The 12,613-nt window shown below is 69.7% G+C and carries 12 protein-coding genes; 3 read left to right on the top strand and 9 right to left on the bottom strand.

Annotated features, from left to right (window positions below):
- Window positions 1-38 precede the first annotated feature (38 nt).
- The 9 genes from ilvD to otsA all read right to left on the bottom strand — a co-directional run bounded on the left by ilvD (window position 39) and on the right by otsA (window position 10,244).
- Window positions 39-1,736, bottom strand: coding sequence for a dihydroxy-acid dehydratase (gene ilvD, locus PYV02_RS09150; RefSeq protein ID WP_275758358.1), 1,698 nt, complete (start codon window positions 1,734-1,736; stop codon window positions 39-41).
- A gap of 81 nt (window positions 1,737-1,817) precedes the next feature.
- A complete protein-coding gene (mnhG, locus tag PYV02_RS09145; protein ID WP_275758356.1) occupies window positions 1,818-2,177 on the bottom strand; it encodes a monovalent cation/H(+) antiporter subunit G in 360 nt (119 codons plus the stop codon).
- Window positions 2,174-2,446 (bottom strand): MrpF/PhaF family protein, encoded by a 273-nt coding sequence (locus tag PYV02_RS09140; protein ID WP_275758354.1) that lies wholly within the window; start codon window positions 2,444-2,446, stop codon window positions 2,174-2,176. The genes mnhG and PYV02_RS09140 overlap by 4 nt, the downstream gene beginning before the upstream one ends.
- Entirely contained in the window at window positions 2,434-2,997 is a 564-nt protein-coding gene (locus PYV02_RS09135) for a Na+/H+ antiporter subunit E (RefSeq protein WP_275758353.1), read from the bottom strand. Before PYV02_RS09135 ends, PYV02_RS09140 begins: the two co-directional genes overlap by 13 nt.
- A complete protein-coding gene (locus PYV02_RS09130; RefSeq protein WP_275758351.1) occupies window positions 2,994-4,511 on the bottom strand; it encodes a Na+/H+ antiporter subunit D in 1,518 nt (505 codons plus the stop codon). Before PYV02_RS09130 ends, PYV02_RS09135 begins: the two co-directional genes overlap by 4 nt.
- Window positions 4,508-4,984 carry a Na(+)/H(+) antiporter subunit C gene (locus PYV02_RS09125; protein ID WP_275758349.1) on the bottom strand — a complete coding sequence of 159 codons (477 nt, stop codon included), beginning with the start codon at window positions 4,982-4,984 and terminating at the stop codon, window positions 4,508-4,510. The genes PYV02_RS09130 and PYV02_RS09125 overlap by 4 nt, the downstream gene beginning before the upstream one ends.
- Window positions 4,981-7,830 (bottom strand): Na+/H+ antiporter subunit A, encoded by a 2,850-nt coding sequence (locus PYV02_RS09120; protein WP_275758347.1) that lies wholly within the window; start codon window positions 7,828-7,830, stop codon window positions 4,981-4,983. Before PYV02_RS09120 ends, PYV02_RS09125 begins: the two co-directional genes overlap by 4 nt.
- Window positions 7,831-7,929: 99 nt before the next feature.
- Entirely contained in the window at window positions 7,930-8,778 is an 849-nt protein-coding gene (otsB, locus tag PYV02_RS09115; RefSeq protein WP_275758345.1) for a trehalose-phosphatase, read from the bottom strand.
- The gene (otsA, locus tag PYV02_RS09110) at window positions 8,748-10,244 is read right to left on the bottom strand and encodes an alpha,alpha-trehalose-phosphate synthase (UDP-forming) (RefSeq protein WP_275758343.1); all 1,497 of its coding nucleotides are present in this window, start codon (window positions 10,242-10,244) and stop codon (window positions 8,748-8,750) included. The genes otsB and otsA overlap by 31 nt, the downstream gene beginning before the upstream one ends.
- 61 nt (window positions 10,245-10,305) lie before the next feature.
- Here otsA and PYV02_RS09105 point away from each other — a divergent pair, with 61 nt between their 5' ends.
- Genes PYV02_RS09105 through PYV02_RS09095 form a run of 3 tightly spaced genes read left to right on the top strand, consistent with a single transcriptional unit; the run spans window position 10,306 to window position 12,612 of the window.
- A complete protein-coding gene (locus PYV02_RS09105) occupies window positions 10,306-11,121 on the top strand; it encodes a sugar phosphate isomerase/epimerase family protein (protein ID WP_275758341.1) in 816 nt (271 codons plus the stop codon).
- 35 nt (window positions 11,122-11,156) lie between these two features.
- Window positions 11,157-12,173 (top strand): magnesium/cobalt transporter CorA, encoded by a 1,017-nt coding sequence (gene corA, locus PYV02_RS09100; protein ID WP_275758340.1) that lies wholly within the window; start codon window positions 11,157-11,159, stop codon window positions 12,171-12,173.
- A gap of 49 nt (window positions 12,174-12,222) precedes the next feature.
- Entirely contained in the window at window positions 12,223-12,612 is a 390-nt protein-coding gene (locus tag PYV02_RS09095; protein ID WP_275758338.1) for a hypothetical protein, read from the top strand.
- Window position 12,613 lies beyond the last annotated feature (1 nt).

Raw genomic sequence — 12,613 nt, 5'->3', positions numbered from 1 at the left:
GAGATCCCGTCTCGGCTGCGCTCGACCGCCGTGTCGGATCAGCCCGTGACCGCGCCCTCAGCGGCGGAGTGCACGAGCTTGGAGTACTTTGCGAGAACGCCACGGGTATAGCGCGGTGGAAGGGGAGCCCAGCCGTTGCGGCGGGCTTCCAGCTCTGCAGGGTCGACCAGTAGGTCGAGCGAGCGAGCTGCGATATCGACCCGTATCAGATCACCATCGCGCACGAAGGCGATGGGACCTGCGTCCACCGCTTCGGGAGCTATGTGGCCGATGCACAGGCCGGTTGTGCCGCCTGAGAATCTGCCGTCCGTCAAGAGTAGTACATCGCGGCCGAGGCCGGCGCCCTTGATGGCCGCGGTGATCGCGAGCATCTCGCGCATGCCCGGCCCGCCCTTGGGGCCCTCGTAGCGGATCACGACGACCGTGCCCGGCTCGATCGATCCCTCGGTCAGCGCGTCGAGCGCGCCGCGCTCGCGCTCGAAGACCCGTGCCGGACCCTCGAACACCGCCACGTCGAAGCCCGCGGTCTTCACGACGGCACCCTCCGGGGCGAGCGAACCATTGAGGATCGTGAGGCCGCCGGTGGCGTGGATGGGGTTGTCGAGGGTGCGCAGCACCTCGCCGTCGAGGGGCTCCGGGTTCAGTTCCGCGAGGTTCTCGGCGACGGTCTTGCCCGTGACCGTGAGGGCGTCGCCGTGCAGCAGTCCGGCATCCAGGAGCGCCTTCATGAGCACGGGGATGCCGCCGTGGCGGTCGACGTCGTTCATCACGTACTTGCCGAACGGCTTGAGGTCGCCGAGGTGCGGGACCTTGTCGCCGATGCGATTGAAGTCGTCGAGGGTCAGCGGCACCTCTGCCTCGTTCGCGATCGCGAGCAGGTGCAGCACGACGTTGGTCGAGCCGCCGAGGGCCATCGCGACGGTGATCGCGTTCTCGAAGGCCTTGATGGTGAGGATGTCGCGCGTGGTGTGCCCGCGCTCGAGCATGCCGACCACGGCCTCCCCCGACCGGTGCGCGTAGTAGTCGCGACGGCGATCGGCGGCGGCGGGACTCGCGGAGCCCGGCAGCGCCATGCCGAGCGCCTCGGCGACGGACGACATGGTGTTGGCGGTGTACATGCCGCCGCACGCGCCCTCACCCGGAGCGAAGGCGCACTCGATGCGCTTGGCATCGTCGAGGCTCATCTTGCCGGCCTTGACCGCGCCGACCGCTTCGAAGGAGTCGATGATCGTGATGTCCTTCTCGGTGCCGTCCGAGAGCTTCACCCAGCCGGGCGCGATCGAGCCCGCGTAGAGGAAGACGGATGCCAGGTCGAGCCGGGCGGCCGCCATGAGCATGCCGGGGATCGACTTGTCGCAGCCGGCGAGCAGCACCGAACCGTCGAGACGCTCGGCCTGCATGACCGTCTCGACGCTGTCGGCGATCACCTCGCGGCTCACGAGCGAGAAGTGCATGCCCTCGTGGCCCATCGAGATGCCGTCGGAGACGGAGATGGTGCCGAACTGCAGCGGGTACCCGCCACCGGAGTGCACGCCCTCCTTCGCCGCCTGGGCGAGCCGGTCGAGCGAGAGGTTGCAGGGGGTGATCTCGTTCCACGAGCTCGCGATGCCGATCTGCGGCTTGTCCCAGTCCGCGTCACCCATGCCGACCGCACGCAGCATTCCGCGCGAAGTGGTGGCTTCGATCCCATCGGTGACGGTGCGTGAGCGCGGCTTGATGTCGGGCGTTTCAGGCATGTTACGAGGGTAGCGTTCCGTGCGGACCGCCGCTGACTGCTCGGAATGCCTCGCGGTTGCTCGGACCTCGGAGCTTCGGACTCAGCGCTGGTCGGAGGCCCGCTCGACCACGTCGTCGAGCTCGTCGACGATCAGGGCGTCCCGATCGAAGTTGCCGGTGCGGTAGCCGGCCCGCGCCACCATGTGGGCGGAGATGGGCGCGGTGATCATCTGCAGCACCAGCACGGGCGCGAGCACCAGCAGCGTCGACCAGTTGCGGGCCTGCAGCGCGATCGCCGCGAGGATGAAGACGAGCCCGAGGATCTGCGGCTTGGTCGCCGCGTGCAGGCGGCTGAGCGCGTCCGGGAAGCGCACGAGTCCGATGCCGGCGGCCAGTGACAGGGTCGCACCGAGCACGAGGCAGAGACCCGCCAGCGCATCGAGGATCACGTCGAGGTTCACGAGCGGTCCTGCTTGGAGACGTAGCGCGCCACGGTCACGGTGGAGAAGATCGCGATGGCGGCGATCACCAGCATGATCGGCACGGACCGGGTGTGCCCGTTGTAGGCCATCTCCGCCCCGAGCACGAGGATGAGCGTGGTCAGCAGCACGTCGGAGGCGATCATCCGATCGAGGATCGTCGGACCGCGCACGATGCGGTAGAGCACGAGCATCGCCGCTGCCGAGAACAGCACCCCGGCGACGACGAACCCGATGGTCAGGAGGTCCATGCCTTCACCCTTCGCACATCGTCGGCGGATCCGAGCGCACGCACCAGCGCCCGCTCGACGCCGAGCACGCGCTCGCGCACCGCGGTCACCTGCGTCTGATCATCGACGCCGAGCACGTGCAGGTAGAGGATCGAGGCCTCCCGGTCGACGTCGACGACCACCGAACCCGGCACGAGCGAGATGGCGAGCGCCACGGCCGTGGTCATGAAGTCGGTGCGCGTGACCAGGTCGACCGCGATCACGGCGTTGCGGCCGGGCGGCCGGGGACGCACCGCGATCCAGGCGACCTGGAACGAGGCGACCGCGAGGTCGAAGCCGAACCGGCCGAGGAACACGAGAAACCAGAACGGGTTGAACCGACCGGAGAGCTCCACGGCCGGCAGGTAGAACGCGCGGGTGACGAGCACGGCGACGAGCACCCCGCTGGCCAGGGCGAGCCAGCTGAACTCGCCCCACAACAGCATCCAGAGCACGACGAGACCGAGGATCAAGGGGACCTGCTGCCAGATGCGCCAGCCGATCTCCCGCCGGGTGCGCGGTGGCGCGGTCATCGCAGCGCCTCCGGGTAGACGAGGTCCACATAGAAGCTCGGGCCCTCGAGGTTGTCGCCGGCTCGCGTGCTCAACCCGTAGAGCGGGCCCGCGAACACGGTCAGGCCCAGGCTCACGATCACCATGCCGGCCGTCGCCGCCGTCATGAGTTTCGGGATGCCGCGCACGCCGGATCCCTCCTCCACCGGTTCGGCGTCCTCCGCCTTGCGCCAGAACGCCAGGTTCCACACGCGCATGAGCGCGTACAGGGTCAGGAGCGACACCAGCGCACCCGCACCCATCAGAACGTAGGCCAGCGGCGTGCCCTGTTCGGCGCTCGCCTCGAACAGGCCGAGCTTGCCGATGAATCCGGAGAACGGCGGAATGCCGCCGAGGTTCAACGCGGGCACGAAGAACAGCACCGCGATCACGGGCGCCGCGGTGAGCAGCCCGCCGAGTCGGCGGATGGAGGTGGTGCCGCCCACGCGCTCGATGAGGCCCGCCCCGAGGAACAGCGTGGTCTGCACGATGATGTGATGGACGATGTAGAAGATCGCGGCCGCCGTGCCCGCGGCCGATCCCAGCGCCACGCCCAGGATCATGTAGCCGATGTGACTGACGAGCGTGAAGGAGAGCAGTCGCTTGATGTCCGCCTGCGCCACCGCGCCGAGCACGCCGATGACCATGGTGAGCAGGGCGACGATCATGAGCACCGTGTTGAGTTCCGGACCGGGGAAGATCACGGTCTCGGTGCGCAGGATCGCGTACACGCCCACCTTGGTGAGCAGGCCGGCGAACACGGCGGTCACCGGCGCCGGCGCCGTCGGGTAGGAGTCCGGCAGCCAGAACGACAGCGGGAACACCGCCGCCTTGATGCCGAATCCGATCAGCAGCATCGCGTGCAGCAGGATCTGCACGTCGACCGGCAGTTCGGCCAGACGCACCGAGAGCTCAGCGATGTTCACCGTGCCGGTCGCGCCGTAGATCATCGCGATCGAGGCCAGGAAGAACATGGATGAGACCAGGCTCACGATGATGTACGTGGTACCCGCGCGGATGCGCGGTTCGGTGCCGCCGAGGGTGATGAGCACGTAGCTGGCCACGAGCAGGATCTCGAAGCCCACGTAGAGGTTGAACAGGTCGCCGGCGATGAACGCGGTGAAGACGCCCGTCGCGAGGATGAGATAGGTCGGGTAGTAGATCGAGACCGGGGTCTCCTCGTCCCCGTCGGCCAGACCCTGCCCCACCGAGAAGACGAGCACGGCGAGCAGCACGAGCGCCGAGACGACGACCATGAGCGCGGCGAGACGGTCGACCACGAGCACGATGCCGAAGGGCGAGGCCCAGCCGCCGACCTCCATGACCAGGGGGCCCGTGGCATCCACGATCCAGACGAGCGCCGCCCCGATGCCGAGCACTGCCGTCAGTCCGAGGATCGCGATGATGCGCTGGGCGCGCGGCGAGCGTCCCAGCGCCAGGGCCGCGGCCGCCGACAGCAGCGGCACGAGAGCGACGAGCGGGACGAGCACGTTCATCGGCTCCCCCCTTCGGCGGGCGGGTCCATGCGGTGGCCCCCACCCGCTCGGCCCCACTCGAACTCCGTGTCGGAGGCGGCGGCCTCGGATTCGACCGCCTCGTCGGGCATCGGATTCGCCCCGCCGCGCATGGCGACATCGGCCTCGTCGTCGCTGACCCGATCGTGCTGGCCGAGCCGCCAGGACCGGTAGATGAGCGCCATGAGGAACGCGGAGACGCCGAACGTGATGACGATCGCCGTGAGGATGAGCGCCTGCGGCAGCGGATCGGTCATCTGGCTCGCTTCGACGCCGTCGCCGACGATCGGTGCGAGTCCCGCCTTGCCCGCCATGATCAGCAGCAGCAGGTTGGTCGCGTTGCCGACGAGCAGGAAGCCGAGCAGCACCCGGGTGATGCTGCGCTCGAGCAGCAGGTAGACGCCGCAGGCATAGAGCACGGCCATCGCCACCACGAGCACGAGGGACACGCTCATGAGCCCACCTCCTGCTCCTGGTGGCGGTCGACCTGCGCGCCGAGGCTGCGCAGCACGTCGAGCACGAGCCCGATCACCACCAGATAGACGCCGATGTCGAAGATGGTCGACGTGACGAAGTCGATCTCACCCAGCACCCCGAGGTCGATGGTGAACCAGGTGGAGGTCAGGGCATCGGCTCCGAAGAACAGCGGCACGAGCGCGGTGCCGACCGCGAGCGCGAGACCGAGGCCGAGCATCTTGCCCGCGTCGACGGGGGCTGCGGCGCCCAGCTCCTCCGCGCCGCCCGCGAGGTAGCGCGCGACGAGCGCCATGCCCGCGACCAGTCCCCCGGCGAAACCGCCGCCCGGTGCGTTGTGGCCCACGAGCAGCAGGTAGACCGAGATCACGAGCACCGCGTGGAAGATCAGGCGCACGACGACCTCGAGCAGGATGGAGCGATTGCGCGGGTCGAGCGTGCGCCCGGCGACCAGCCACGACGCGCGGCTGCTCGTGCCCTGGGCGCGGTGCATCCGATCGCGGATCGTGCGGCGCGCCACGCTGCGTGAGACGCGGGGCAGGTTGTCGGCCCGACCGCTGATGAAGATCAGACTCGCGACGCCGGTCGCTGCGGCGATGATCACCGAGAGCTCCCCCATGGTGTCCCAGCCGCGCAGATCGACCAGGGCGACGTTGACCACGTTGCTGCCGTGCGCCTGTTCGTAGGCGAGCGCCGGCCAGTCGAGCGAGACCGGCGCGTCGATGCGGGCACCGAGGGCGACGACCGCGACCACGGACATGATCACGCCGACCGCGATGCCGATCGCGGCGCGTAGTCCGCGGTGGTGCGAGCCGTGCGCCTCCCCGAGCCTGGCGGGAAGGCGGCGCAGCACGAGCACGAAGGCGACGAGCGTGACGACCTCGACGAGGATCTGGGTGAGGGCGAGGTCGGGTGCGCCCTGCAGGGCGAAGAGGGCCGACATCCCGTACCCGGTGACGCCCACGAGCACCACGGCCTGGAATCGCTTGCCGGCCCGGGTCGCGGCGATGGCGGCCACGATCATGATCGCCGCGATGACCACCTGCCCCGGAGAGTCCCACCAGCGGATCTCGTCGGGCCAGGTGCGGTTCAGCGCGAGCGCGGCGCCGACGGACACGATGAACACACCGAGGATCACGGCGAGGTAGAACGGCAGCGAACCGCGCTGGGTGAGGCTCGTCGTGCGGGCGGCGGTGCGGTCGATGCCCCGCATGATCGCGGCGTACGCCGCCGCAGCCGTGAGCCGGCCGGCGAACGGAGCGGGGATGCGCGCGACGCGCGCCCCGATCGCGAACAGGCCCAGTCCCGCTGCGATCGTGAGGGCGGAGATGCCGAGCGCCGGCTCCCAGCCGTGCCAGAGGGCGAGGTGATACGCGGGCCCGTCGGCCGGGAACTCGTCCGAATAGCCCACCAGAGCACCGTCGACGAGCGGTGCTGCGAGTCCGAGCGCCAGTCCCGTGAGGGCGAGGATGGCGGGCGCGACCAGGAACGACGGCCTCTGCCGAGCGAAGGGCCGGGTCTCGATCCCGCGCTTGGCGGCGAACGCCCCCCACAGGAACCGAGCCCCATAGGCCACCGTGAGCGCGGAGCCGATGGCCACGCCGACGAGTGCGACCCAGCCGATCGGCCCCGTCGCCGCCTCGATCAACCCGGTGAGGGCCGCCTCCTTCGCCAGGAACCCGACGAGGAAGGGGAGCCCCGCCATCGAGGCGACCGCGAGCGTCGCAATGCCGGCGAGCATCGGCGAGGCGCGACCGAGACCCGAGAGCTTGCCGAGGTCGCGGGTGCCCGCCTCGTGGTCGATGATGCCGACCACGAGGAAGAGGGTCGACTTGAAGAGCGCGTGACCGACGAGCAGCGCGAGCCCGGCGAGTGCCGCGACCCGCGTGCCGACGGAGAGCACGACGAGCAACAGTCCGAGCTGACTGACGGTGCCGTAGGCGAGCAGCAGCTTGAGGTCCGTCTGTCGGAGCGCGATCACGCCGCCGAGCAGCATCGTCGCGACGCCGAGCCCGACGAGCACCTCGTGCCATCCGGGCGTCGAGGCGAAACCGGGTGCCAGCCGCGCCACGAGGTAGATGCCGGCCTTCACCATGGCGGCGGCGTGCAGGTAGGCGCTCACCGGCGTCGGCGCCGCCATCGCCCCGGGCAGCCAGAAGTGGAACGGCAGGATCGCCGACTTGGAGAGCGCCCCGACCAGCACCAGCATGACCGCGACGGTCACCAGCGGCCCACTGGGGGCGATCGCGACGATCTCGGAGAGCCTCGAGGTGCCGGTGTGCACGGCGAGCAGCACGAGGCCGACGAGCATCGCGAGACCGCCGAAGGTGGTCACCAGCAGCGCCTGCAGCGCGGCGCCGCGGCTGGTCACGCTGAAGGTGCGGTGGCCGATGAGCAGGAAGGAGAGCACACTGGTGGCCTCCCAGAAGATGAACAGCGCGTACACGTCGTCGGCGATCACGAGCCCGTACATCGCACCCGCGAAGGCGAGCAGCTCGGCCGCGAACCGCCCGAGGTTCGGTGCGTCGTCGTCGAAGTAGCGCCAGCAGTAGACGAGCACCAGCGCTCCGACACCGGTGACGACGAGTGCGAGCACCCAGGAGAGCGTGTCGAGCCGCAGCGCGATCGCCAGGTCGAGCTGCGGCACCCAGGGCAGCACCTCTTCGACGACGCCGCCGGTCATGACGACCGGGCCCGCGAGCACGGTGACGACGAACGCTGCGGTCGGCACGAGTGCCGCGATCAAGAACACGCGCGGCCCGACTCGCCGACTCAGGGGCGGCAGCACGACCGCGACGAGCGCGTACACGAGGAGGAGCGCGAGCACGGCATCTCCTCCAGGGCGTCATTGCGGCAGGTGCACGTCGCTGGAGAGCACCCGGAAGATCCCAGGGCCGCGAGTCGATTCTACCCGCCCGGTCTCGCCCTACTGTTCGTGCACGTCGCCTTCGCGCAGGTCCGCGAGCAGTGCCAGGGTGCGCGCAACCTCGGCGGGACCGCCGACCCTGAAGTTCGCCAGGGTGCTGCCCGACCCGCTCTTGAGCCCCACGTCGTCGGGGTTCAAGGCGGCGAAGGCGTCCTCGTCCGTCACGTCGTCGCCGGCGTAGAAGACGGCATCCGCGTGCGTGTACTGCCGCAGGTGCTCCACGGCTTCGCCCTTCGTGGTCGACCGCACGGAGAACTCGAGCACGTTCTTGCCCTCGCGGATGGTGAGGCCGGTCACCTCGGCACTGGCCTCGCTGCGCGCGACGAGGTGGGCGATCCTGCTGTTGGCCTCGGTCGCCATGCGGGTGTGCAGCGCGAAACCGGCAGGCTTCGGCTCGAGCCACACCTGGTCGACGGCGTCCGCGACCTCGCCGAGCACCGAGTTGAGCAACTCCACGCGGTGCTGCTCATCGCTGTCCAGGTCGAACTGGTCGTCGGGGGAATCGAGGCGGATCTCGATGCCGTGCGAACCGACGAGCAGCACCGTGTCGGGCAGGTCGGCGACGTGTTCGAGGCTCTTCAGCGCGCGGCCGGAGACGAGCGCGACGCGGGTGTCTGGCATCCGGAGCAGGCGCAGCACGGCGGCGCGGGCCTCGGGCAGCGCGCGCGCCTTCTCGGGGTCGTCGACCTCGGGCGCGAGCGTGCCGTCGAAGTCGAGGGCCACGAGCAGTCGCTTCACCCGCGCAAGTTCGCGCAGGGCCCCCACGAGCGGTTCGGGCAATCGGGAGAAACTGGGCGGCGTGTCGACGTCGACCATGGTCAGTTGCTCCACCGCCGATCGACGGTCCATTCGAGTTCGTCGGGGAGCCTGGCCGGTGCGATGCGTTGATAGCGCGTGGTCTTGGCCTGTTCGAGGGTGGCGAGGAAGTTGCTCGACCAGCGCGCGACGTCGTTCTCGCTCACCCGCTTGCGCATGGATCGCATGCGCGCCGCCCGCTCGCGTCGTGGCATCTCGATGGCGGTCACGATGGCATCCTTCAGCCCGTCGATGTCGTGCGGGTTGACGAGCAGTGCACGTTTGAGTTCGTCGGATGCCCCGGTGAACTCGCTCAGCACGAGCACGCCGTCGTCGTCGAAGCGCGAGGCCACGTACTCCTTGGCCACGAGGTTCATGCCGTCGCGCAGCGCGGTGACCAGCAGGATGTCGGCGGCCAGATACAGCGCCACCATCTCCTCACGGGGGTAGCCGTGGTGGTGGTAGCTGATCGCGGTGTGGCTGATGGTCGAGTAGTCGCCGTTGATGCGCCCCACCGTCAGCTCGATCTCGTCGCGCAGATGCATGTACGCCTCGACGCGCTCGCGGCTCGGGCTGGCGACCTGCACCAGCGTGATCTGCTCGACGTCGACCCGTCGCTCCTGCAGCAGCTCGCCGAAGGCCTTGAGCCGGTGGCCGATGCCCTTCGTGTAGTCGAGCCGGTCGACACCGAGGATGACCGTGCGCGGGTTGCCGAGGTCCGCGCGGATCTGGCGGGCGCGGTCTTGCACGTCCTGCCGACGGGCGAGCGCCTCGAAGCCGGCAGCATCGATCGAGATCGGGAACGGCCGCGCCACGACGGTGCGCGTCGGCTCGCCGGGGGCGGCCACCTCGATCGCGGGACTGCGGGTGGCATGGGTGGTGAGCCGGCGCACCGCGCTGAAGAAGTTGCCGGCGTCGGCCACGCGCTGGAAGCCGATGACGTCCGCGCCGAGCAGCCCCTCGATGATCTGCGTGCGCCACGGCAGCTGGGCGAAGATGCCGTACGGGGGGAACGGGATGTGGTCGAAGAAGCCGATCGTCAGGTCCGGCCTCGACTCGCGCAGCATCCTGGGCACGAGTTGCAGCTGGTAGTCCTGCACCCACACGGTGGCGCCGTCGGCGGAGACGGCGGCCGCGGCATCCGCGAACCGCTGATTGACCGCGACGTAGCGCTCCCACCACACCCGGTGATAGGCCGGTGAGGCGATCACGTCGTGATAGAGCGGCCAGAGGGTGTCGTTGCTGAAGCCCTCGTAGTACTCCTCGTAGTCCTGCTGACTGAGGGTGACCGGCACCAGATGCATGCCGTCGATCTCGAACGGCGCGATCTCGACATCCGGCTGACCCACCCAACCGACCCAGGCGCCGTCGGCATCCCGCATCACCGGTTCGAGCGCGGTGACGAGGCCGCCGGGCGAGCGGGTCCAGGTCGTGGTGCCGTCCGCCGCCGTCGAATGGTCGACGGGTAGGCGGTTCGAGACCACGACGAAGTGGTAGAGCGTCGATCCGGGGGAGGCCATGTACTTCCACGTTACCGGACCCCGATGGCTGCGTTCGGGCGGGCGGGCTAGCATCTCTGGCGTGATCGCCGTCGGAATGAGCACCTCGTGCACGCTGCCGTCGCCGCCGGAGCAGGGTTTCCGGCTCGCCGCGGAGGTCGGCTTCGACGGCATGGAGATCATGGTCACGGGCGACGCTGCCAGCCGGGATGCCTCGGGTCTGCGCTCGGCGTCCCGACGGTTCGGGCTGCCCATCCTGGCCATCCACGCGCCCGTGCTGCTGCTGACGAGCTTCGTGTGGGGCCGCGACCCGCAGGTGAAACTCGAGCGGTCGGCGCAGCTCGCCGTCGATGTCGGGGCGCCGACGGTGGTCGTGCATCCCCCGTTCCGCTGGCAGGCCGGCTATGCCGTCAACTTCGAGCGCATCGTGCGCGAGACCGCCGAGCGCTACGACGTCGAGGTCGCCGTGGAGAACATGTTCCCGTGGGGGCTGCGCGGCAGGTCCGTGACGGCCTATGCCCCGAGTCCAGACCCGACCGTGCTGGATGTCGCGGCGATGACGCTCGACTTCTCCCACGCATCCCTCACCGGCCGGGACTCGCTCGAGCTCGCGCTCGCGATGGGACCCAGGCTGCGACACCTGCACCTGTGCGACGGCAGCGGCTCGATGGCCGAGGGCAAGGTGATCGACGAGCACCTCGCGCCGGGCCGCGGCACCGAACCGGTCGCCCAGGTGCTGCGCCATCTCGCCGACACCGGCTGGTCGGGCTCGATCACCGCCGAAGTGAACACCCGCAGGGCGCGCACCGAACAGGGACGAGTCGAGCTGCTCGCCGAGACACTCGCCTTCGCTCGCGGGCATCTCGCCCCGCGGCCCGGTGCGACCGCCGTATCCTGATCGCGGGTGCAGTCGGGCCCGGGAGGAGGGCGACCATGCCCATCGTCGAGTCGGCGATCTATCGCAACGGCGTGCGCGAATCGCGCACCGTCGACCTCGACCGCACCTTCGAGGCGCTGCACACCGGCGGCGGCTTCGCGTGGATCGGCCTCTACCGGCCCACCGATGACGAGCTCACCGCGGTCGCCGACGAGTTCGGCCTGCACCCGCTCGCCGTCGAAGACGCACTGCAGGGCCACCAACGACCGAAGCTGGAGCGGTACGGCGAGACGCTGTTCGTGGTGCTGCGACCGGCTCGCTACCTGGATGCGCCCGAGCAGGTGGAGTTCGGCGAGGTGCACCTCTTCGTCGGGCCGAACTTCGCGATCACGGTGCGCCACGCCGAGTCCCCCGATCTCGGCCGCGTGCGCAAGCGCCTCGAAGCCCAGCCGGAGCTGCTCGCCCTCGGCCCGCAGGCGGTGCTCTATGCGGTGCTCGACGAGGTCGTCGACGAATACCACCCCGTGATCGCGGGCCTCGAGAACGACATCGACGAGATCGAGGACCAGCTCTTCAGCGGCGACGCCGCCGTCTCGCGGCGCATCTACGAACTCGCGCGGGAGACCATGGCATTCCAGCGCGCCACGCAGCCGCTGATCGGCATGCTCGCCGCACTGGAGGCCGGCTACGAGAAGTACGACGTCGACGTCGAGCTCCGGCGCAACCTGCGCGACGTGCTCGATCACGCCATCAAGACCGTCGAGCGCGCGGACTCCTTCCGCGCCCTGCTGCAGAACGCACTGACCGTGCAGTCGACGATGGTCGCGCAGAACCAGAACGACGAGATGCGCAGCCTCTCGGCGACGAGCGTCGAGCAGGGCGAGCAGGTCAAGAAGATCTCCGGGTGGGCCGCCATCCTGTTCGCGCCCACCCTCGTCGCCGCGATCTACGGCATGAACTTCCGGTTCATGCCGGAGCTCGAACAGCCTTGGGGCTACCCTTTCGCGCTCGGGCTCATGCTCGTCTCCGCCGTCGGCCTCTACGTCGTCTTCAAGCGCCGAGGCTGGCTCTAGGCGGCGTGTTGGGCTCGGAGGCAGCAAGACGGTCCCCCACAATGGGGGCGTGCACCCCGATCAGCAGGCCGTCTACGACCTCATGCGAGAGCGGCTGTTCGCGCTGTTCGGCCCGGGTGGCAGCTTCCGCATCACGCTCGGCCGTCCCGGCGCCGACGACGCGGTGTTCGTCTCCACCGTCGCCGACACGATCGCGTGGGATGTCGCGGCCGCCCTCGAGCCGACGCCCGAGGTCGACGCGCCGGCCGATGGGGCCGAGGCGCCCACCGACGAGCACACCGCGCCCATGACCGGCCGCCGCGCCAATCCCATCGACCCCGGGGAAGAGGAATACCGGCGCATCTGGAAGCACGTCGAGGCCGAGTTGCTGCGCCGTCGCAACGACGAGGACTCGATCGACGTCTCCGCCGAGCGGCACGCGGCGAACCACGCCGCCTGAC

The organism is Antiquaquibacter metalliresistens (assembly GCF_029211225.1).
GTDB classification, from domain to species: Bacteria; Actinomycetota; Actinomycetes; order Actinomycetales; family Microbacteriaceae; genus Rhodoglobus; species Rhodoglobus metalliresistens.
The sequence above is the reverse complement of the archived record's forward strand: the minus strand, read 5'-3'. Positions and strand labels throughout refer to the sequence as shown.

Bases quoted from the DNA above. Each gene is read 5' to 3' on its own strand.
- ilvD (WP_275758358.1), bottom strand. From the start codon at position 1,736: ATGCCTGAAACGCCCGACATCAAGCCGCGCTCACGCACCGTCACCGAT.
- PYV02_RS09140 (WP_275758354.1), bottom strand. From the start codon at position 2,446: ATGGACCTCCTGACCATCGGGTTCGTCGTCGCCGGGGTGCTGTTCTCG.
- PYV02_RS09125 (WP_275758349.1), bottom strand. From the start codon at position 4,984: ATGAGCGTGTCCCTCGTGCTCGTGGTGGCGATGGCCGTGCTCTATGCC.
- corA (WP_275758340.1), top strand. From the start codon at position 11,157: ATGCCCATCGTCGAGTCGGCGATCTATCGCAACGGCGTGCGCGAATCG.
- otsB (WP_275758345.1), bottom strand. From the start codon at position 8,778: ATGGACCGTCGATCGGCGGTGGAGCAACTGACCATGGTCGACGTCGAC.
- otsA (WP_275758343.1), bottom strand. From the start codon at position 10,244: ATGGCCTCCCCCGGATCGACGCTCTACCACTTCGTCGTGGTCTCGAAC.
- PYV02_RS09130 (WP_275758351.1), bottom strand. From the start codon at position 4,511: ATGAACGTGCTCGTCCCGCTCGTCGCTCTCGTGCCGCTGCTGTCGGCG.
- PYV02_RS09135 (WP_275758353.1), bottom strand. From the start codon at position 2,997: ATGACCGCGCCACCGCGCACCCGGCGGGAGATCGGCTGGCGCATCTGG.